Here is a 19,492-nt window from a genome sequence, read left to right as displayed (position 1 = left end):
TTCGCGAGGATGACGGTGTTTGGGGCGCGACAGTGGATCGTTGACGCGACACTACGCGGTCGAGGCCGGCGACGAGAACATCACCGCCAGCACCAGCCCGAACACAGCCCCCGACAGCAGGCTCGTCATCACGACGTACAGCAGCACCAGCCGCCGCTCCACCTGCTGGCGCGAGGTCTCGTCCCACAGCGCCTGGTCAGCCTGGGCCTTGTGCAGTCCGCCGGCTTCGGTGATGGCCGCCGTCAGGCTGACATCGCTCGCCTGGCGGCCCATCTCGTTGAACTCGCCGCGGAGGTGCCGCCGCGGCTCGCCTTCGTCGGGCTGGGCGCTGGCGGCGGGCGGCCAGACGAAGACGTGTGCGTCCAGATCGCCGTAGTAGACATACGCGACCACCAGCCCCGCGATGGCGGCAGCCCCGGCCGCCGCCGCGATCTGCCGCCGATGCGCCACCGTCAGCCGTCGGCGCATCACCAGCACAAGCACCAGCAGGACCACCAGCGAGACGAAGGACGCGATCCCGGTGACGGCCGGCGCGCCCATGGCCTCGGCGGGCGGCACCCAGTCGGACAGGACCGAGTTGAACAGCGCGAACATCGCCGTCACGGCCGCCGCCGCGGCGCCGAGTTGCCGGGTGAGTTCGTCCCACTTCATGGTGCGCTCCCGGAGGCGGCGGCGGGCGCAGGGGCCGCCGCGTCAGGCGCGGGAGGCAGGCGCACCTGATCGTCCTCGCTCAGCACCAGCGTGATCGGCTCGGACGGGCCAGTGCTGACGCGGCGGTAGTGGGTCAGCGCCCGCTGGCGCACGAGGGACAGCACGGCATCGACCCGGCTCGGCGCGGCGATCCACAGGGCGTATTCGCCATGCGTTTCCAGCCGGTCGATCGACGGCGAGGTGGGGCGCTCGAAGCGGGCGAGTTCCAGCAGGCGGCGGAGCTTGTCGGCGGACATGCTCGCCGGCACGCCGCGGGTGAGGTAGATCAGCGGCAGGGCGTACACGTCCATCGGCGGGGCGACGCTGCCGGGGCGGCTGGAGGTGACCTGCACCTCGACGGGGCGGCGCACCGGGCCGCCCTTGCGCTGGGCGGAGGCGCTGGCGTCCTGGGCGCTCTGCTCGGCGCCGAACAGGGCCAAGGCGCTGCGGCCCTTCTCGACCATGGCGGTCTGGAGGCTGTCCTGCGCGGCGAGCAACTGCGCTTCGGCCATCGCCTGCTCGCGGGGTGTCATGGCGGCGGACTGGCGGGTCAGGGAGGCTTCGGCGGCCTGGAGTTGGTCGGCGACGGCTTTCAGGCGGGCTTTGTCGCGGGGGGTGGCGTCGTGCTGGGCGTGGGCCGTGCTGGTCGCGATCAGCAGGGCCAGCGTCGCCAGACCGAGCCACCGCCGCCCGGAACCCCGGTGTTCTGCTGGTCGATTCATGGTGATGTTTCCCCCTTGCATGCGTAAATAAAAGGGTTCGCTCCGACCGCAGACCAAAATCCGCCAAGGCCGACGCGAACCGGGTGCATCCCCCCGGACACCCTTGGACTGCCCTTGCACGCCGCTGATGCCCACCCTGACGGGTCAGGGTCAGAACCAGCGTTCTGGCGCGGGCCGTGCTGGCGATACGGAAACCGGTGTTGTTGTTCCGGTTGTCCGGTGTGTTCCTGTTGCGGTTGGCCGAGCGCAGGTTCCTCGGGTTGTTGTTCCAGGAACCGCCCCGCAGAACACGGCGCGTTTCAGGGCGCCGGGGGCTTCGACGGGCAGCGAGTCCGACCACAGCGGGTCGAACCAGCCACCTTGGAAGAGGGTGTGCCGCAGGCCGTGGGTGTCGGCGTGGCGGGCGTGTGCGATCCAGGCGTGGACGCGCTGGCGGACCTCGTCGCCGCTGACGCGCTGGGCCTGCCAGTCGCGGCGCATCTGCTCCAGCCGGTGGCGAAAGCGTGTGACGTTTTCGGGGGGCAGGCGGCGGTGGCCGTCGGGGTGCAGCTCGTAGCCGAGGAAGGTGGCCGGCACGGGGGTGGCGACGATCTGCGTCTTGTCCGGGTGCAGGCGCAGGCGTCGGCCTTCGAGGTACACCGTGATGCGCTCGCGCCAGTCGGCCAGCTGATCGGCGTTATTCGAGAACAGCGCGAAGTCATCGACATAGCGCAGGTACGGCGCCCGCAGCACTTCCTTGACCCAGTGGTCGAAGCCGTCGAGGTAGAGGTTGGCGAAGAACTGGCTCGTCAGGTTGCCCAGCGGCAAGCCCCGGCGGCGCTCGTGCGGGGTGAACAGGTCATCGCCGGGGAAGTAGCAGGCGACGGGTTCCTGTTCGTTGGAGCCGTCGATGATCGTGTCGCACAGGGCGAGGGTCTGCGGGCAGGCGATGCGGCGGCGCAGGTCGCGTTTCAGGATCTCGTGGTCGATCGACGGGAAGTAGCGCCAGAGGTCGGCCCGCAGGACGTGGGCGTGGCGGTCGCGGAAGTGTTCGTAGCGGGCCACGGCGCGGTGGGTGCCGTAGCCGGTGCGGTTGGCGTAGGTGTCGGGGATGAAGCCGCGCTCGAACAGCGGGCCGATGACGGCGAACAGCGCGTGATGCACCACGCGGTCGCGGAATGGCGCGGCCGAGACCAGGCGGCGCTTCGGGTCGCGCACGATGATTTCCAGGTAGCGGCCGGTGCGGTAGCGGCCGTCGTTCAGCTCACGCTCCAGCCGCAGCAGCTCGCGCTCCAGGTTCGCCATGAAAGCCGCTGCGCCCGGCTTGCGGCGCTTGCCGACGGCGGCGCGGCGGGCGGCGTCGTGCAGCGCCCGGAACGTGGCGATCTGGCCGAACAGGTCGTCATGTCGGCGGGGCATGGTCGGCTCCGGCGTCGGGGGTGGTGGTGCCGGCGGGGCGGTTCGATTTCAGCCAGCCGCCGACCTGTCGGCCCACGTCGTCAATGCAGCGGGCGGCGTGTTCGTAGCGTTTGAAGTCGATCAGCTTCAGATCCTTGGACATGCGCATCCAGAACCGCAGCTTCTCCAGCCCCAGGTTGGCGTGGCGCAGCAGGGCGGCGCGTTCGCGGCTGTAGGCGGCTTCGATCAGGTGGTCGAGCACGTCCATCGCCGTGGTCTGGATGCGGTCGCCGAGCAGGAATTTCTGGCTGCGCGGCATGCCGTCGAGCACCGGGACCAGCCACAGCACGAACTGGTACATCGCCTCCACCGCCGACACGTTCGGCCGCGCGGCGGTGCTCATGCCGGGGCCTTCCCGTTTTGGCCGCCGCTGGGGGCTGCACCCCCAGACCCCGCGAATGCCCTCGTTGCTCGCTGCCTCATGTTGTTTTCAAAGGGTAAGAGGGTAAAAGGGCTAAAGGGAAAAGGTCCTGGCGATACGGAAACCGGTGCTGTTGCCCCGGCCGTCCGGCGTGCCCCCGTCGCGGTTGGCCGAGCGCAGGTTCCACGGGATGCCGTACCAGGAACCGCCCCGCAGAACACGGCGCGACGAGTCTCCGCCACTCTTCCAAGCTGTCCCATCGGTAGGTGCCCCCGTGTAGTTGTCGTGCCACACGTCCTCGACCCATTCCCAGACGTTGCCGTGCATGTCGTACAGCCCGAACGCATTCGGCTTCTTCTGGGCCACTGGCTGCGCCTTGCCACCACTGTTGCCAGAGAACCAAGCGTAATCGCCCAAAGAAGACTCGCTGTCCCCGAAGCTGTACGTTGTCACGCTGCCAGCCCGTGCGGCGTACTCCCATTCCGATTCGGTCAGCAGCCGATAGCCTTTGCCACCCGTCTTCGCCGAGAGCCATTTCACGTACTGCTGAGCGTTGTTCCAGCTCACGCCGACGATCGGGTGGTTGTCACCGGTCAATGCCGCACCGAGTTGGCGGTAATGCTGGTCACTGCCGGTCTGGTAGTGATAGGTGCTGCCCTTCTGTCGCCATTCCGGCTCGTCACAACCACGCTCCGCCACACACCGCAGGTACTGCGCGACCGTCACCTCGGTACGCCCAACAGCCAGCGCACGCGGGATCGTGACCGGGTGAACCGGCTTTTCACTGTCGTAAGCATCAGTGCCCATCTGGAAGCCGCCCGCAGGGATCACCACCAGGTCGGGGCAGTCGGTGCAGTCCTTGAGGGTCTGGCCATTCTGGGAAACCACAGGTGGAGGCGGAGGAGGTGACGCACCCGGAACGAAGTAGAAATCCCCCCGGATAGACCCTTCCTGCCACGGATCTTGTTTTCCTTCGGTACTGGCATACACCCCGCTCGCCACCCGCTTGATCATCAGTTCAACCGGCAACCCTGGTGCAGCCATGTTCGCCAGCAACTGCCCCGTGAACACCCCGTTGCGCCCCTTGCCATCGTCGGCCACCAGTCCGGGCTGGGTGGCGTAGGAGATCAGCGTGCCCGATGCGGGCGACATCTTCTCCAATCCACGAATGCCATCACGGAATCCACGCTTGTACGGATTGTTCCGGCACGCATCCAGAAAGACCAGATTCAGCCGCGTCCGGCTTGTTCTCAGCACATTCAGCAAAGCACCCAGCTTGATCGACTGCTGCGGCAGATCATCCTCGCCGTCCACCCGCGCATCCACCGTCGGCAGAAAGTTCTCACCACCGATCTGCACCCCATGCCCGGCATAGAACACCACGGCCACCGCATCACCGTTCAGCTTGTCCCGAAACTCGCGCAGCATGGCGCCGATTTCCGCTGTCTTCAGGTTCTCGCGGTAGACGATGTCCGATTTGTCAAAACCAAGTTCCAGCAAACGCGCACGCATGTCGCGGGCGTCATTCACCGGATTCTTCAATGGCGACTCTGCATAAGCGCCATTGCCGATCACCAAGGCGATCCGGCGCTCGGCAGCCTGCGCCCCCGTGGACACCAGACAAACCACGACCGTCATCGCCACCGGCAACGACCGCCGCACCCGACGGCACCAACGCCATCCCATCTCCATCACCCGCTTCATTGTTGTCTCCTGCGCCATGTCCGGAACTCGGAATGCCCAAAACTGAATTGTCCAGCACGCTGCTGTACCAGTCGAGCCAGCGCGTCCACGCGCGTGAGTTCGCGGCTCGGCTCCTGGTCGAACCCGAAGAACAACTGAATGTCTTTGCCCTCCGGAAGCCGCACGGTCAGCCGACTGGACGCAGAAGGCACCTGCACCAATTGCCGACCGGGAGAAGACTTGCGCTCGTACTCCTCTGTCGGGTACATCAGCGTCGCCTCGCCCATCGCGTTGACATTGACCATCAGCAGGAACAGCTCCCGGTCAGGCCGGACGCTGAAATTCAGTTCCTGACCCTCCGTGAAATCTCCCCCGAAACCCGCAGGCTCGATCCCCACCGGCAGCACCCCTCGCCGATGCCGCTCCGCCAGCGCCTTGACCCGCCGCGCCCAGGCCCGCCCCTGCACCAGCCCGACCAGCCGATCCGCATCCACCGGCTGCATCCGCACCAGCCGGTCCCCCGACGCATCCACCACATCGACCAGATCCCCCGCCCGCACGATCTCCAGATCGGCCCCGGTACCGCCCGCCGACAGCAGCTTCACGTCCGGCAACCCCTGCAAGCGCTTGACCAGCGGACCGGGCAGATCCTCGGTGCGCACGGTCAGCGGTGTCGGCGGCGCCTCGACCGGCCGCGCTGCCCCCCCCTTGACCGACAGCACCGCCCGACTGCCCAGCCCCAGCGTGTCCTGCGCCACCGACGGCAGGCGCTGCGGCGTGTGCCCATAGGGACGCTGCGCCATGAAATCGCCCACCGCCCGATGCACCTCGTTCAGGTCGAGCCACCCGTCGCCGTTCAGATCGCCCGCGATGCGCCCGTCCAGCACGCGCAGCAGCGCGTCCGTCAGCGCCCCGTGCGGCTGGCCGTCCAGCGTCGGCCACTGGCGCAGCTTCGCGCGGCTCACGTCCTTGGCGGTTTCCCCCTCGCCCGCAGCGGACAGAAAAGCGGTGGCGCGGTACGGATACGGCGGCGGGGCGGAGCGTCCGGGGGCTTGCCGCGCCATGCGGTCGGCGATGTCGGGCCGGCTGATCGTGAAGGTGCGTTCCGCCCAGGCGTCCGGGTCCGCCCGCGTCGGCGTCACCTGCCGCACCGCCTGCCCGGAGTAGCAGGTGTCCATCACCACCCACAGCCGCCGCTCGCCCCGCTCCAGCGCCTCGATGCGGGGCACCAGGTCCGTGCGCCCGACAATCAGGCCCCGCGTCGGCTGGCTCAGGTCGAAATCGTGCGCCATGAACGCCCCCGAACCATGCGGCACCGGCACCCCCAGCGCCGCCGCCCCCAGGTCGAGCGCACTGGTGCCATGCCCCGAAAAATAGACCAGCACCTCGTCGCTCGGACCGCTGCGACCCGCCAGCGCGGTCAGCTCGGACAGGATGTGGTCGCGCGTGGCCTGCCGGTCGGTCAGCGTGCGGATGTCCTCGGCCCGGAACCCCCAGCGCCGGATCAGCACCTCGCGCATCGCGGCCACGTCGTGGGCAGGACCGTCGAGTGCCGGGATCGCTGGATGCCGGTATGCCGACACGCCGACCAGCAAGGCCACCCGCCGGACATCGGCCCACACGGCCGGCGCAGTCAACCCCAACAACAGGAGCAAGACCCCCACGACCACCGACGCGCCGCGCCACCCTCCCCGTGCTGTCGTCCTCATCGCCGCACCGCCCGATGTGAATTATTTGGTCACAGTCTAGCGGATGCTTGATGCCGGGGCCGCCCCTGACAAGGGACAGAAAATACGGTGATGACACTGCCTTCGCCGACTGCGCCAAAAGCCATCGCCATCGCCATCGCCAAAGCCAATCCGAACCAGCGGAATTGGCGTGACCATGGCTTGCCTGATCTTCGCAAGGCAGAGTACCCGGCGGAGAAGGCACCTGCGCTTGTCTCTGGCGCAATGTCCCACGAACATGCGGTCGAGTCCCTGCGTGCCACGCTGGGTGTGACATTCGGCGGTGCCATGAGCGTGCAAACCCCGCTCGGCACCGTGACCATCCAGGACTCGACACTGGGGCACGTCGTCGAGAAAAGGCAGGACCAGCGTGAACGCTACGCAGGTTTCATCGTGCCGACGCTGGAGCGACCGAGCGAAGTCTGGGCCGTCCGCTACGACGACGGCTCGACGAGGGACCGCTATATCAAGGTGTTCTCTCGCGCCAAGTACGACATCCTCGTCATGGTCAAAGTCATGGAGGATGGCGGTGTTTTCTGGAACATGATGAACCGTGACCGCGCCGGAATGAATGCATTGCGCATCGGCGACCTGCGGTGGAAGTGCCAGTGACAGCAGGGGATCAAGCTCCCGTGCTATCGGGTCGCACAGGTCAACTGTCAGGTGGTTACGGAGCCAGACTCAACCACTTTCGCGCCCTGCCGCCAAGGCAACTCCAGTTTACGCCACGCGGCAGTGGCGTCGCAATCACCATTCGGTGCCCGCTACTACACCCCCTCCGGCATCCCCGACCGGAGCGACCGCGTGATCGCCAGCCCGATCCGCGTCGCCTCCATCGCGTCCGACAGCGTCAGCGTCAGAGGCTCGACCCCGCGGCAGGCGGCCACGAACGCCGCCATCTCGTGCGCAAACGCTGCCTCGAAGCGCTCGTGGAAATCACCGAGCACCGCGTGGCTGACGCCCGCCGCATCGCTGCGGATCACCCGGTCCCGCGCCGCGTGTTCGCCGACCAGCAGCTTGCCGGCCGTGCCGATCACCTCGGTCGTCGTCTCATGCCCGTGGGCCAGCGTGCGCGAGGCGTAGAACACCGCCCGCGCGCCGCCCTCGAACTCGACGATCGCCAGCCCGTTGTCCACGTCGCCGCACTCGGCCAGACCGGGGTGCAGCGCGATCGTGCCGGTGGCGAACGCCCGCAGCGCCTTTGGGCGACCCAGCAGCCAGCGCGCCAGGTCGATGTCGTGGACGCTGCAGTCCATGAAGATGCCGCCTGAGGTCGGTGCGAAGCGGACGAAGAAGCCATCCGGGTCGTTCTTGTCGCAGGTCTGCGAGCGCACCAGGAACGGCCGGCCGATCTCGCCCGCCTCGACCGCCGCCGCCGCGTTGCGGATGCTCGGCGGCGACCGCCAGCACGCGCTCGCAGTCCGGCAGGTTCAGCGCCAGCGGCTACCAGATCGACGTGGCGGGTGGAGAAGGCCAGCGCCTCGGCGTGGCGCCGTCCCAGCCGCCCGAGGCCAGCGATGCCGACACGCAAGCGGGCGGCGGCCATCAGAAGCGCACCGGCTGCCCGCTGAGCGCGCTTTCAGCAGCCGCGTCGGCGAGGATCTGCGCCTTCACCCCATCGGCCACCGTCGTGCGGAAGGCGGCGCCGGTCTGCAGGCACTCGAAGAAGTGCGCGATCTCCAGCCGGTAGGCCGCCGCATAGCGCTGCAGGAAGAAGGCTTCCGGCTTGTCCGTGGTGATGCCGTTGGCGTCCCACTGCACGACCTGGCTGGGCGTGTGGTTGCCACACTGCAGCATGCCGGCCGAGCCCAGCACCTCGAAGCGCTGGTCATAGCCGTAGGCGGCGCGGCGCGTGGTGTTGATCTGGCAGAGGCGGCCCTTCTGCGTGCGGATCGTCACCGCCGTGCTGTCGAAATCGCCCAGCTCGGCGATGGCCGGGTCGGTCAGCACCGAGCCCGACGCGCTCAGCCACTCGGCCTCGTCGCCGTCGGCGCACAGGATCCAGCGGAACACGTCGAAGTCGTGGATCAGCATGTCGCGGAAGATGCCGCCCGAGCCCTTGATGTACTCGGCCGGCGGGGCGCCCGGGTCACGGCTGGTGATGATGAGCATCTCCGGGTTGCCGATCTCGCCGCGGTCCATGCGGGTGCGGGCTTCGTTGAACGTGGGGTCGAAGCGGCGCTGGAAGCCGATCATGCAGGCGACACCCGCCGCCTTGACCGCCTCGCCGCAGGCGATGGCACGCGGCACCGACAGGTCCACCGGCTTCTCGCAGAAGATGTGCTTGCCAGCGGCGGCGGCGCGGGTGATGAGGTCGGAGTGGGTGGACGTGGGCGAGGTGATGGCGACCACGTCGATCGACGGGTCGGCCAGCACGGCCTCGATGGTGGAGACCTGCGCGCCGAGCTGCTGGGCGAGCTGGGCGGCGCTGTCGGCCATCGGGTCGCAGATGGCCTGCAGCTTCACGCCCGACAGGCTGGCGAGGTTGGTGGCGTGGATGCGGCCGATGCGACCGGCGCCGAAGACAGCGACGTTTTTCATGGACAGGGTTTCCTGGGACGAAGTCTTGGATGTTCGGTGGCCCGATATCGAAACAAATTTTCATTCAAAATTTATTAATGAAATCATTTTCCACATTTGGCGCTCCACCGGCAAGCGGGCAGACCCCAAGAAGCGCAGGCTGAATCCCCACGCACGGCGAATGGGCCAAAATCACGCCGCCGCACAACCCAGAAAGTTCCCCATGCCCGCCTACCGCTCCAAGACCTCCACCGCCGGCCGCAACATGGCCGGCGCCCGCGCCCTGTGGCGCGCCACCGGCATGAAGGACGGCGATTTCAGCAAGCCGATCATCGCCATCGCCAACTCCTTCACCCAGTTCGTGCCCGGCCACGTCCACCTGAAGGACCTGGGCCAGCTCGTCGCCCGCGAGATCGAGGCGGTGGGCGGTGTGGCCAAGGAGTTCAACACCATCGCAGTGGACGACGGCATCGCCATGGGCCATGACGGCATGCTGTATTCGCTGCCCAGCCGCGAGCTGATCGCCGATTCGGTCGAGTTCATGGTCAACGCCCACTGCGCGGACGCGCTGGTGTGCATCTCCAACTGCGACAAGATCACGCCGGGCATGCTGATGGCGGCGATGCGGCTGAACATCCCGGTGGTGTTCGTCTCCGGTGGCCCGATGGAGGCCGGCAAGACGAAGCTGGCCAACCCGACCACGCACAAGATCGAGTTCAAGAAGCTCGACCTCGTGGACGCGATGGTGATGGCGGCCGACCCGAATGTCTCGGACGAGGTCGTCGCGCAGGTGGAACGCTCGGCCTGCCCGACCTGCGGCTCCTGCTCGGGCATGTTCACGGCCAACTCGATGAACTGTCTGGCCGAGGCGCTGGGGCTGGCGCTGCCGGGCAACGGCACGGTGCTGGCCACGCACGCCGACCGCGAGCAGCTCTTCAAGCGCGCCGGCCGTCTGGCGGTGGACCTGTGCAAGCGCTACTACGAGGACGAGGACGCCTCGGTGCTGCCGCGCGCCATGGGCTTCAAGGCCTTCGAGAATGCGATCACGCTCGACATCGCCATGGGCGGCTCGACCAACACCATCCTGCACCTGCTGGCCATCGCCCGCGAAGCCGAGATCGACTTCACGATGGCCGACATCGACCGCCTCTCGCGCGTCGTGCCGCAGCTCTGCAAGGTCGCGCCGAACACGCAGAAGTACCACATCGAGGACGTGCACCGCGCTGGCGGCATCATGGCCATCCTCGGGGAACTCGACCGCGCCGGCCGCCTGCACACCGATGTACCGACCATCCACGCGCCCACCATGAAGGACGCGCTGGACGCCTGGGACATCGCCCGCCAGCCGAGCGACGCAGTCAAACATTTCTACCGCGCCGGTCCCGCAGGCATCCCGACGCAGGTGGCCTTCAGCCAGGACACCCGCTGGCCGAGCCTGGACACCGACCGTGCCGAAGGCTGCATCCGCTCGGGCGAACACGCCTACTCGCAGGAGGGTGGCCTCGCCGTGCTGCGCGGCAACATCGCGCTGGACGGCTGCGTGGTGAAGACCGCCGGCGTGGACGACAGCCTGATGGTGTTCGAGGGCTCGGCCTACGTCACCGAGTCGCAGGACGAGGCCGTGGCCGACATCCTGGCCGACAAGGTCAAGGCCGGTGACATCGTGGTCGTGCGCTATGAAGGGCCGAAGGGCGGACCGGGGATGCAGGAGATGCTCTACCCGACCAGCTACATCAAGTCCAAGGGGCTGGGCAAGGCGTGTGCGCTGCTGACGGACGGGCGCTTCTCGGGCGGCACGTCGGGGCTGTCGATCGGCCATGTCTCGCCGGAAGCGGCCGCCGGTGGTGCGATCGGGCTGGTGCGCCAGGGCGACCGGATCCGCATCGACATCAAGAACCGCTCGATCAACGTGCTGCTGTCGGACGAGGAACTCGCCGCCCGCCGCGCCGAGCAGGACGCCAAGGGCTGGAAGCCGGCCCAGCCGCGGCCGCGCAAGGTGTCGGCCGCGCTGAAGGCGTATGCACTGCTGGCCACCTCGGCGGACCAGGGCGCGGTGCGGGATCTGTCGAAACTCGGCGACTGATCCCGCGGGGTGGAGGGTGTCAGGCGGCGGCCTGACGCTGCTTCAGCCGCTTGGCACGCGAGCGGATGTTGAGGGCTTCCACCATCAGCGAGAAGGCCATGGCGCCGTACAGATAGCCCTTGGGGATGTGCACGTCCAGCGCCTCGCCGGTCAGCGCCATGCCCACCATCACCAGGAAGGCCAGCGCCAGCACCTTGACCGACGGGTGCGCATCCACGAAGTCACCGATCGGCTTGGCCGCGAAGAGCATCACGCCGACCGCCGCAATCACGGCCGCCACCATCACGCCGATCTGGTCGACCATGCCGACGGCGGTGATGACCGAGTCCAGCGAGAACACGATGTCGATCACGCCGATCTGACCGATCGTGGCCCACATGGCACGCTGGCCGGCCGCCTTCATCACGGCCGGATCGGCCGGAGGGGGGCCGTCTTCCTCGCGGGCCTCGACCTCGACGAAGATTTCATGCGTGGCCTTGTAGAGCAGGAACAGGCCACCGCCGAGCAGCACCAGGTCACGCCCGCTGATGCCCATGCCGGCCACGGTGAACAGGTCGGCGGTCAGGCCCATCACCCAGCTCAGCGAGAACAGCAGCAGCAGCCGCGACACCATCGCGAAGCCGAGGCCCAGGCGCCGGGCAAAGTCGCGCTGTTCGGGTGGCAGGCGGCCGACGAGGATGGAGATGAAGATGATGTTGTCGATGCCCAGAACGATTTCCAGGGTGGTCAACATCGCGAAAGCGATCCAGAGATTGGGGTCGAGTAGGAAGTCCATCCGGACGATGGTATGACCCCAAGACAATTGGGGTAAATTCGATTAACCGGAAGCAACACTTCCAGAAAACCGAACCATCCACCGTGCTCAACTTCAAGCATCTCCACTATTTCTGGGCCACGGCCAGGGCTGGCGGGGTCATGCGCGCCAGCGAACAGCTCCACACCACACCGCAGACCTTGTCGGCACAGATCAAGTTGCTGGAGGACAGCCTGGGCTGCGCGCTGTTCCGCAAGCGCGGACGCGGAATGGAACTCACGGACGACGGCCGCGCGGCACTGGGCTACGCGGACCAGATCTTCGCCCTCGGTGGCGAGCTGGAGGCCGCGATCGGGCCTGCCCACCGCGCGCAGGCGCTGCCCGAGTTCCGTGTGGGCATTGCGGACCAGGTCCCCAAGTCGATCGCCTACCGGCTGCTGGAGCCGGCACTCGACGGGCCGGAGCCGGTACGGCTGATCTGCCATGAAGGCACGCTGGCCGATCTGCTGGCGCAACTGGCGGTCCACCGGCTCGATCTGGTGATCGCCGACGAGGTGATGGCGCCGAACCTGAGCGTGAAGGCCTACAGCCACCCGCTCGGCACCACGGCGATGAGCTTCTTCGCCACCCCCGCGCTGAAGGCCACGCTGCATGGCCACTTTCCGCAGTGCCTGGACGGCGCGCCCATGCTGATCCAGGGCGCAGCGTCGGCGATGCGGCGTCGGCTGGACGGGTGGCTGGCAGACCTCGGCGTGCGTCCGCTGCGTGTCGGCGAGTTCGACGACGCTGCGCTGCTGAAGGCGTTCGGCTCGGAGGGCCGTGGCGTGTTCATGGCACCGACCGTGCTGGAGGCGCAGACCTGCGCACAGTACGGTGTGGAGGTGCTCGGACGCTCGGAGTCGCTGGTGGAGGCGTTCTACGCGATCTCGGTCGAACGGCGCATCACCCACCCCTGCGTGGCGGCGATCACCGCGGCGGCGCGGGGGCAGTTCCTGGCGCAACCGGGCATGTCAGCGCCAGTGCCTGCGGGTGGATTGCGTTAAAGTTTCCACGCTTTTCTGTACCCACCGCCACCGGAGACCTTGGCCATGAACGTGATCATCCAGGACGAAGACCTGCGCGGCTCGCAGCGCATGCTGCACATCATCTATGCGCTCCATGCGCTGGGCATCGGGCTGGGGGCCTTCGGCGCGGCGTCCATCATCGGCTCCTTCCTGTTCGGCTGGCCGTCGATCATCGCGGTGGTGCTGAGCTATCTGGAGCGCGACAAGGTCCGGGGCACCTGGCTGTCCTCGCATGTGGACTGGGTGATCCGGACCTTCTGGATCGCGCTGGTCTGGTCGGTGCTGGTGTTACTGGTGTCGCTGCCGCTGATGCTGGTGGTGCTGGGTTTCGGAACGCTCGCCCTGGGCATGTTCTTACTCGGTGTCTGGGCCATCTACCGGATCGCGCGCGGCTGGCTGCGCCTGAAGGACGGGCAGCCGATGCCGGCGGAATGACCCTCACCGGCCAAGCCCGCGCGGTCGCGGTCAGCCTTCGCGGGCCGCGTCTGTTCCAGCCTTGACCAGCGCCACGGCGTTGATGCAGTAGCGCAGCCCCGACGGCGCTGGCCCGTCCGGGAAGACATGACCCAGATGGGCGTCACACACGGCGCAGGTGGTCTCGACACGCTGCATGCCCCAGGACGTGTCGAGCTGGTACGCCACGACCGCCGACTCGACCGGCTGCGTGAACGACGGCCAGCCAGTGCCGCTCTCGAACTTGACGCTGGCATCGAACAGCGGCGTGTCGCAGCAGACGCAGTGGTAGCGCGCCGGCTCGAAGCGGCTGCACATCTCGGAGCTGAACGGCCGCTCGGTGCCGTGGCGGCGGGTGACATGGAACTGCTCTGGCGTGAGTCGGGCGCGCCACTCGGCTTCGGTGCGCTCGACGCGGTGTGACGGCGCAAGGTTGTGGCCCCGGCCCCGGCGCAGCACCTCGGTCCAGTCGATCAGGCGCGCAGGCTCCGGTTGCCCGGCTTTCGGCAGCCGCCATTGCGGACGCACGTAGTGGCAGGTGTAGCCGTCGGGGTAGCGCTGCAGATAGTCCTGGTGCTCCGGTTCGGCCTGCCAGAACGGCCCGGCGGGTGCGACCTCGGTGACCACACGGCCCGGCCAGCACCCGGAGGCCTCCACGTCGGCGATGGTCTGCAGGATGGTCTGGTGCTGCGCCTGGCTGGTGTAGTAGAGGCCGGAGCGGTAGGACATGCCGCGGTCATTGCCCTGGCGGTTCGGCGTGGTCGGGTCGTGGATCTGGAAGAAGACTTCGAGCAGGTCGCGGTAGGACAGCCGGCTCGGATCGAACACCACTTCGATCGCTTCGGCGTGGGTGCCGTGGTGGCGGTAGGTGGCGTGGGGCACGTCTCCGCCGCTGTAGCCGACGCGGGTGGTCAGCACGCCGGGCAGGTCGCGGATCAGCTCCTGCATGCCCCAGAAGCAGCCACCGGCGAGGATGGCGGTTTCGGTGGGCGTCCCAGGGATGGAGGGCGTCGGGCGCGGGGTGGTCGTCATGGTGCAGGCTCCTCGTCGGGCCGGTGCAGCCCGCTGGACGGGAGGTTAACGGCAGACGGTCGGCGACACCGCAGACGGGGCATGGCCCGTGGACAACGGCGCGGGCAGTTCATGGCGCATCGGCAGTCCTTCCATGTCGCCGACCACCTGCAGCGCCCGCGCGGCGATCCAGTTGGCCCTGCGCAATGCCTCGGGCCAGGAGCGGCCTTCGAGCCGGGCGCTGATGATGCCGACCGCGAAGGCGTCGCCCGCGCCGACGGTGTCGACGATGACCGGGACGACCTCGCCGGGGACGTGCAGCGACTCGCCCTCGGCCGTGCAGACGTGCGCCCCTTCGGCGCCGAGCTTGACGACCACGGCCCGGGCGCCACGCGCCAGATAGAAGTCGGCGATGGCGTCGGGCGTGTCGCGGCCGGTGAGCAGGCGGCCTTCCTCGATGCCGGGCAGCACCCAGTCGGCGTGGGCGGCCAGGGCGTTGAGCGTGCCCTGCATCGTCGCCGTGTCGGGCCACAGGCTCGGGCGCAGGTTGGGGTCGAACGAGACGCTGCGCCCGCTGGCGCGGAAGGTGTGCATCGCCAGCGCGACCAGTTCGCAGGCAGCCGGCGACAGCGCGGGCGTGATGCCGGTGGCGTGGACATGGCGGGCCTGCAGCGCCCAGTCGGCGTCGAAATGTGCGGGGCCGAGCTGGCTGGCGGCCGAGCCCCGACGGTAATACTCGATGGTGGGGTCGCGGCCGTCCACGCTGCGGGCTTTCAGCATGAAGCCGGTGGAGCGGCCGGGGTCGGTCTGCACCCGCGAGGTGTCGATGCCCTCGGCCTCGACCGCGGCGCGCACGTAGTCGCCGAACGAGTCGGCGCCCAGCCGGCTGATCCAGCCCACACGCAGCCCGAGCCGCGCCAGGCCGATGGCGACGTTGGTGTCGGCGCCGGCCAGCCGCTTGCTGAACTGCTGCGCCTGCGCGAGCGGCCCCGGCGCGTCGGCGACCAGCAGCGCCATCGTCTCGCCGATGGCGAGCACGTCCAGACCGGCCGCGCTCATGCCGAGGCCTCCGCCGGCAGCGTGCCGAGGTGGTCGGGGTGCAGGCGTCGGTCGGTCCATGTTGCGGTACGGTGCAGTGCGGTGCCGAGCGGGTCAGGTGCGTCCGCCCGCCTGCGTGGTCGGCCGGTACGGCAGCTCCAGCCGGTAGGCCAGCGCGATGAACAGGCTCTGCGCCAGCCCCATCGTCGCCGTCAGCGAGCGGAAGCCGAAGGTCGCGCTGTCCTGCACGATCAGCGCCACGTCCGCCTCGCGCGCCAGCGGGCTCATGCGGCTGTCGGTGAGCGCGATCAGGCGGGCGCCGCGTTGCACGGCCGCCTGCGCCATGCCGACCGTTTCCTCGGCATACGGCGCGAACGAGATCGCGACCATCACGTCGCCTTCGCGCACCGAACGCATCTGGCCCTCGTGCATGCTGCCCATCGCCGTGACCAGGCCGATGCGCTTGTCGGTGTGCTGCAGCGCGTAGTCGAGGTAGACCGCCACCGGGAACGAACGCCGCGAGCCCATGATCCAGACCGCCTGCGTCTCGGCCAGCAGATCGACCGCCTGCCCGAACGCCACTTCGTCGAGCGTGTTCTGCAGCTCCTGCATGCCCGCCAGGCTGCCGCCGAGGAACTCATGGGCGATCTGCGCCGGGCCAAGGCTGGGCGCACCGGACTCGATCACGTCGCGGATGCGGGCGCTGTAGTTGCGGCCCGGGGCGATCTGCTGCGACAGGCCGTCGCGGAAGACCCGCTGCAGTTCGGTGAAGCCCGAGAACCCGAAGTGCTTGGCAAAGCGCACCACGGCCGATGGCTGCACGCCGCAGTGCGCCGCCACATCTTGGATGCCTTCGAGGCCGAGGTGGTCGCGGTGCTGCTCGATGTAGCGGCCGATCAGCTTGAGCTGGCGGCTCAGGGTGTCGTATTCCTCGGAGATCCGCTGCAGGAGCCGATCGACCGTCATCCGGGGTTCTGGGCTGTTCATCGTGGCACATTCTAGGGACGACACCGCTGCACTGACCCAGGGCGAGAGCCGACATGCACCGCAACACCGAAATCAAGGCCCGCGTCCCGGATCTCGACGCCCTCACCCGGCGCGTCGCCCCGCTGGCCACCGCCGGGCCGACCGCCATCGCGCAGGACGACACCTTCTTCGCCTGCCCGAACGGCCGACTCAAGCTGCGCGACTTCGGCGACGGGCACGGCGAGCTGATCTTCTACCAGCGCGCCGACCAGACCGGCCCGAAGACCTCGTTCTACCGCATCACCACGACCGCCGAACCCGATCGGCTGCGCGAGGTGCTGACCCTCGCCCACGGCCAGACCGGCCGTGTCCGCAAGCAGCGCACGCTCTACCTGGTCGGGCGCACGCGGGTGCATCTGGACCGTGTCGAAGGACTGGGCACGTTCATGGAGCTGGAGGTGGTGCTGCACGCGGGGGAGCCGGCGCAGGCCGGCGAGCGGGAGGCACAGGCGCTGATGGCCGCCCTCGGCATCGGTGGCGCCGACCTCGTCAGCGGCGCTTACGTGGACCTGCTCGCGACTTCAGCCTCGTGAAGCACGCCGTGCAGGGCGACCCAGTGCCGCAGGTCGTCCGGGCCCTGCTGACCGGCCGGCACCACCAGTCGCTGCGCCGCGTCGTCCCAGCACAGCCCACTGCGCAGCGCCACCGCCTCGCCGGTGAGCGGATGCACGAAGTCGAGCGCCTGCGCGTGCAGCCACAGGCGCTGATGGCCCAGGCGCTCAGGCGCCGCCCACCAGCGGTTCAGCGGTCCCTTGCCGTGGGTGGCGTCGCCGAGGATCGGGTGCGCGAGGTGTTTCAGGTGGCGGCGGATCTGGTGGCGCCGCCCGGTGCGCGGCTGCGCCTCGACCAGTGACACCCGCGTCACCGCGAAGCGCGGATCGAAGGCCTCCGCCCGCTCGAAGCCGGCCAGCCGCCGGAACGTGGTCTGCGCCGGCTGCGCGGGGGCGTCCGGCGGCGCGTCGTCCGGGCGCAGCGGGTGATCGACCGTGATGGCCGCCGGCGCCCAGCCACGCACCAGCGCCAGATAGCGCTTGGTCACGGCGTGGCGCTGGAACACCTCGCCCATCGCCCGCGCCGCGTCGGCGTGCAGCGCCAGCAGCAGCACGCCGCAGGTGCCCTTGTCGAGCCGGTGGACAGGATGCACCCGCTGCCCGCCGAGCTGGTCGCGCAGGGTCTGGACGATGAAGCGGGTCTCGCCCGCGTCCAGCCCGGTGCGGTGGACCAGCCAGCCGGCGGGTTTGTGGATGGCGATCAGGTGCGCGTCGCGCCAGAGCACGGTCAGTGGCGGATCGGGGGGAACGGCAAGCGAGGTCGAGTGCATGGGCGCCTGACTCTACGACAGTGACAGATGCTGCATCCAGTGGGCCGTTCGCTGCGTAGAGAGACCTGCAAGCCCCGTTTTCCTTCCACCCCCGCAGGAGATGCACCATGCAAGCCCACCCCCTCGCCAACGCCACCCGCCGCCTGTTCCTGTCGCGCTCGGGCCAGACCACGCTGTCCGCCGCCACCGTCGGCCTGCTGGCCGGCTGCGGCAGCATGGCCAGCGCGCAGATGTCGAGCAGCACGATGAACACCGACGTGAACACCCTCAACATCGCCCTCGGGCTGGAGCATGAAGCGATCAACGCCTACCAGCTCGGCGCCGGCAGCGGGCTGCTGCAGAAGCCGGTGCTCGACGTGGCCGTGCTGTTCCAGTCGCACCACAAGGGCCACCGCGACGCGCTGATCGCCACCATCGAGAAGCTCGGCGGCAGGCCGGTGGTGGAGAAGTCGCTCGACGACTACGCCAAGGCGCTCAACGCCGGGTCGCTGAAGAACCAGGCCGATGTGCTCGCGCTGGCCGCCCGGCTCGAACTCGGGGCCGCGAACGCCTACCTCGGCGTGATCCCGGCGTTCAAGGACACCGCCCTGGCGCAGGTCGCCGCACGGCTCGCGGCCGACGAGACGATGCACTGGACGGCGCTGTCGCAGGCGCTGGGCCGGCCACTGCCGACCAAGGCACTGAGCTTCGGGGGCTGATCGTGGCACGGCCGTGGTGGATCGCCGGCTTCGCACTCGCCGCCGCCACCCTGGCCCAGGCCGGCGGCCGTGGCGACGCCGAACGCGGCGCGCTGGCCTGGGAGGCGCGCTGCAGCGGCTGCCACTCGGTCGAGACGGACCGCATCGGCCCGCGCCACGCGGGCGTGTTCGGGCGCCGGGCCGGCAGCGTGTCCGGCTTCGACTACTCGCCAGCGCTGCGGCAGAGCCGGCTGGTCTGGGACGCCGCCACGCTGGACCGCTGGCTCTCCAATCCGGAGGCCTTGGCGCCAGGCCAGCGCATGGGCGTTCGCCTCGGCGATCCCGCGATCCGGGCAGACGTGATCGCCTATCTGGCGACGCTCGACGAACGCGCCAGCGTCCGTGCGCAGGGTGACATGGAGCATCGATCGGGCGGTCGATTTCTATGCCCAGCAGTTCGGCAGCCGGCTGGAGGATGCGCGCAGCATGGCGATGTACCTCGGCGGCGAGACACCGCTCGAAACCGCCCTCTCGGAAGGCGCCGAGATCGGCTATGAAGGCTTTGAACTCGGCAACAAGTTCCCCAAGGACGGCCCCAGCCTGCAGGCCAAGCTGGCCGAATTCGGCGTGGCCTGCGTCTCGGGCTGGTACTCGGGCTTTCTGGCCGAGGACACGGTCGAGGCCGAGGTGGAGCGCTGCGTCGCGCACATGGCCAAGCTGCAGTTCAACGGCGCCAAGGTCGTCGTCTATGGCGAATGCGCCGGCACCGTGCAGGGACAGATCGACACCTACGGCATCAAACTCGCATACCACCACATGGGCGCCTATGTCGAGTCGCCGGCCGACATCGACCAGCTCACGGCGCTGAAGAAACACCTGGCACGCGGCTACGCCTATGCCAAGAAACGCTCGCCACCCGCGCTGT

General features: G+C 68.7%; 19 protein-coding genes and 3 pseudogenes. 8 read left to right on the top strand and 14 right to left on the bottom strand.

Going from position 1 to position 19,492, the window contains the following annotated elements; genetic code table 11:
- Positions 1-51: 51 nt before the first annotated feature.
- From U5O44_RS17295 to U5O44_RS17270, 6 genes are all read right to left on the bottom strand, one after another.
- Positions 52-651 (bottom strand): hypothetical protein, encoded by a 600-nt coding sequence (locus U5O44_RS17295; protein ID WP_322589644.1) that lies wholly within the window; start codon positions 649-651, stop codon positions 52-54.
- Between the two features lie 42 nt (positions 652-693).
- The gene (locus tag U5O44_RS17290; protein ID WP_416222222.1) at positions 694-1,662 is read right to left on the bottom strand and encodes a hypothetical protein; all 969 of its coding nucleotides are present in this window, start codon (positions 1,660-1,662) and stop codon (positions 694-696) included.
- Positions 1,563-2,810 carry an RNA-directed DNA polymerase gene (locus tag U5O44_RS17285; RefSeq protein ID WP_322589642.1) on the bottom strand — a complete coding sequence of 416 codons (1,248 nt, stop codon included), beginning with the start codon at positions 2,808-2,810 and terminating at the stop codon, positions 1,563-1,565. The genes U5O44_RS17290 and U5O44_RS17285 overlap by 100 nt, the downstream gene beginning before the upstream one ends.
- Complete coding sequence (gene avd / locus U5O44_RS17280; RefSeq protein WP_322589641.1) at positions 2,794-3,192, bottom strand: diversity-generating retroelement protein Avd; 399 nt, start codon at positions 3,190-3,192, stop codon at positions 2,794-2,796. Before avd ends, U5O44_RS17285 begins: the two co-directional genes overlap by 17 nt.
- A 111-nt stretch (positions 3,193-3,303) precedes the next feature.
- Positions 3,304-4,932: an SUMF1/EgtB/PvdO family nonheme iron enzyme gene (locus U5O44_RS17275; protein ID WP_322589640.1), complete on the bottom strand. Its 1,629-nt coding sequence runs from the start codon at positions 4,930-4,932 to the stop codon at positions 3,304-3,306.
- Positions 4,911-6,515, bottom strand: a complete 1,605-nt coding sequence (locus U5O44_RS17270) for a caspase family protein (RefSeq protein WP_322589639.1) — start codon at positions 6,513-6,515, stop codon at positions 4,911-4,913. The genes U5O44_RS17275 and U5O44_RS17270 overlap by 22 nt, the downstream gene beginning before the upstream one ends.
- A gap of 177 nt (positions 6,516-6,692) precedes the next feature.
- Between U5O44_RS17270 and U5O44_RS17265 the strand changes: the two genes are divergently transcribed.
- Positions 6,693-7,232 carry a PBECR2 nuclease fold domain-containing protein gene (locus tag U5O44_RS17265; protein WP_322589638.1) on the top strand — a complete coding sequence of 180 codons (540 nt, stop codon included), beginning with the start codon at positions 6,693-6,695 and terminating at the stop codon, positions 7,230-7,232.
- Positions 7,233-7,387: 155 nt separating this feature from the next.
- Here the strand turns inward: U5O44_RS17265 and U5O44_RS17260 are convergent.
- Together U5O44_RS17260 and iolG are read right to left on the bottom strand one after the other, a co-directional pair.
- Positions 7,388-8,063 (bottom strand): annotated as a pseudogene (locus U5O44_RS17260) (Gfo/Idh/MocA family protein); the annotation flags it as partial.
- A 102-nt stretch (positions 8,064-8,165) separates the two neighbouring features.
- Positions 8,166-9,209 carry an inositol 2-dehydrogenase gene (iolG, locus tag U5O44_RS17255; RefSeq protein WP_416222221.1) on the bottom strand — a complete coding sequence of 348 codons (1,044 nt, stop codon included), beginning with the start codon at positions 9,207-9,209 and terminating at the stop codon, positions 8,166-8,168.
- 154 nt (positions 9,210-9,363) lie between these two features.
- On the opposite strand from iolG, the gene ilvD reads away from it, so the two are divergent.
- Positions 9,364-11,223 (top strand): dihydroxy-acid dehydratase, encoded by a 1,860-nt coding sequence (gene ilvD / locus U5O44_RS17250; RefSeq protein WP_322589636.1) that lies wholly within the window; start codon positions 9,364-9,366, stop codon positions 11,221-11,223.
- A gap of 19 nt (positions 11,224-11,242) precedes the next feature.
- Here ilvD and U5O44_RS17245 read toward each other — a convergent pair whose 3' ends face one another.
- Entirely contained in the window at positions 11,243-11,956 is a 714-nt protein-coding gene (locus U5O44_RS17245; RefSeq protein ID WP_322589635.1) for a TerC family protein, read from the bottom strand.
- Between the two features lie 125 nt (positions 11,957-12,081).
- Between U5O44_RS17245 and nhaR the strand changes: the two genes are divergently transcribed.
- Both nhaR and U5O44_RS17235 read left to right on the top strand, forming a co-directional pair.
- Complete coding sequence (gene nhaR, locus U5O44_RS17240) at positions 12,082-13,020, top strand: transcriptional activator NhaR (RefSeq protein WP_322589634.1); 939 nt, start codon at positions 12,082-12,084, stop codon at positions 13,018-13,020.
- A gap of 45 nt (positions 13,021-13,065) precedes the next feature.
- Complete coding sequence (locus U5O44_RS17235; RefSeq protein ID WP_322589633.1) at positions 13,066-13,476, top strand: DUF4870 family protein; 411 nt, start codon at positions 13,066-13,068, stop codon at positions 13,474-13,476.
- 30 nt (positions 13,477-13,506) lie between these two features.
- Here the strand turns inward: U5O44_RS17235 and msrB are convergent, their stop codons facing one another.
- The 4 genes and pseudogenes from msrB to U5O44_RS17215 form a co-directional block, all read right to left on the bottom strand.
- Entirely contained in the window at positions 13,507-13,953 is a 447-nt protein-coding gene (msrB, locus tag U5O44_RS17230; RefSeq protein ID WP_322590523.1) for a peptide-methionine (R)-S-oxide reductase MsrB, read from the bottom strand.
- 36 nt (positions 13,954-13,989) lie between these two features.
- Positions 13,990-14,526, bottom strand: a pseudogene (gene msrA / locus U5O44_RS17225) (peptide-methionine (S)-S-oxide reductase MsrA); the annotation flags it as partial.
- 45 nt (positions 14,527-14,571) lie between these two features.
- Positions 14,572-15,564 carry a sugar kinase gene (locus U5O44_RS17220; protein ID WP_322589632.1) on the bottom strand — a complete coding sequence of 331 codons (993 nt, stop codon included), beginning with the start codon at positions 15,562-15,564 and terminating at the stop codon, positions 14,572-14,574.
- 93 nt (positions 15,565-15,657) lie between these two features.
- Positions 15,658-16,530 carry a MurR/RpiR family transcriptional regulator gene (locus U5O44_RS17215; RefSeq protein ID WP_322589631.1) on the bottom strand — a complete coding sequence of 291 codons (873 nt, stop codon included), beginning with the start codon at positions 16,528-16,530 and terminating at the stop codon, positions 15,658-15,660.
- A gap of 53 nt (positions 16,531-16,583) precedes the next feature.
- On the opposite strand from U5O44_RS17215, the gene U5O44_RS17210 reads away from it, so the two are divergent.
- Positions 16,584-17,102, top strand: a complete 519-nt coding sequence (locus tag U5O44_RS17210; protein WP_322589630.1) for a class IV adenylate cyclase — start codon at positions 16,584-16,586, stop codon at positions 17,100-17,102.
- Here the strand turns inward: U5O44_RS17210 and U5O44_RS17205 are convergent.
- Positions 17,069-17,890: a pseudouridine synthase gene (locus U5O44_RS17205; RefSeq protein ID WP_322589629.1), complete on the bottom strand. Its 822-nt coding sequence runs from the start codon at positions 17,888-17,890 to the stop codon at positions 17,069-17,071. The genes U5O44_RS17210 and U5O44_RS17205 overlap by 34 nt on opposite strands.
- A 107-nt stretch (positions 17,891-17,997) precedes the next feature.
- Between U5O44_RS17205 and U5O44_RS17200 the strand changes: the two genes are divergently transcribed.
- The 3 genes and pseudogenes from U5O44_RS17200 to U5O44_RS17190 form a co-directional block, all read left to right on the top strand.
- The gene (locus tag U5O44_RS17200; RefSeq protein ID WP_322589628.1) at positions 17,998-18,588 is read left to right on the top strand and encodes a ferritin-like domain-containing protein; all 591 of its coding nucleotides are present in this window, start codon (positions 17,998-18,000) and stop codon (positions 18,586-18,588) included.
- Positions 18,589-18,590: 2 nt separating this feature from the next.
- Positions 18,591-19,124 (top strand): c-type cytochrome, encoded by a 534-nt coding sequence (locus U5O44_RS17195; protein ID WP_322589627.1) that lies wholly within the window; start codon positions 18,591-18,593, stop codon positions 19,122-19,124.
- Positions 19,066-19,434: pseudogene (locus tag U5O44_RS17190) on the top strand (IolE/MocC family protein); the annotation flags it as partial. The gene U5O44_RS17195 and the pseudogene U5O44_RS17190, both read left to right, overlap by 59 nt.
- Positions 19,435-19,492: the final 58 nt, after the last annotated feature.

The sequence above is a fragment of the Sphaerotilus sp. genome (assembly GCF_034519685.1).
Taxonomy (GTDB): Bacteria; Pseudomonadota; Gammaproteobacteria; order Burkholderiales; family Burkholderiaceae_C; genus Sphaerotilus.
The sequence above is the reverse complement of the archived record's forward strand: the minus strand, read 5'-3'. Positions and strand labels throughout refer to the sequence as shown.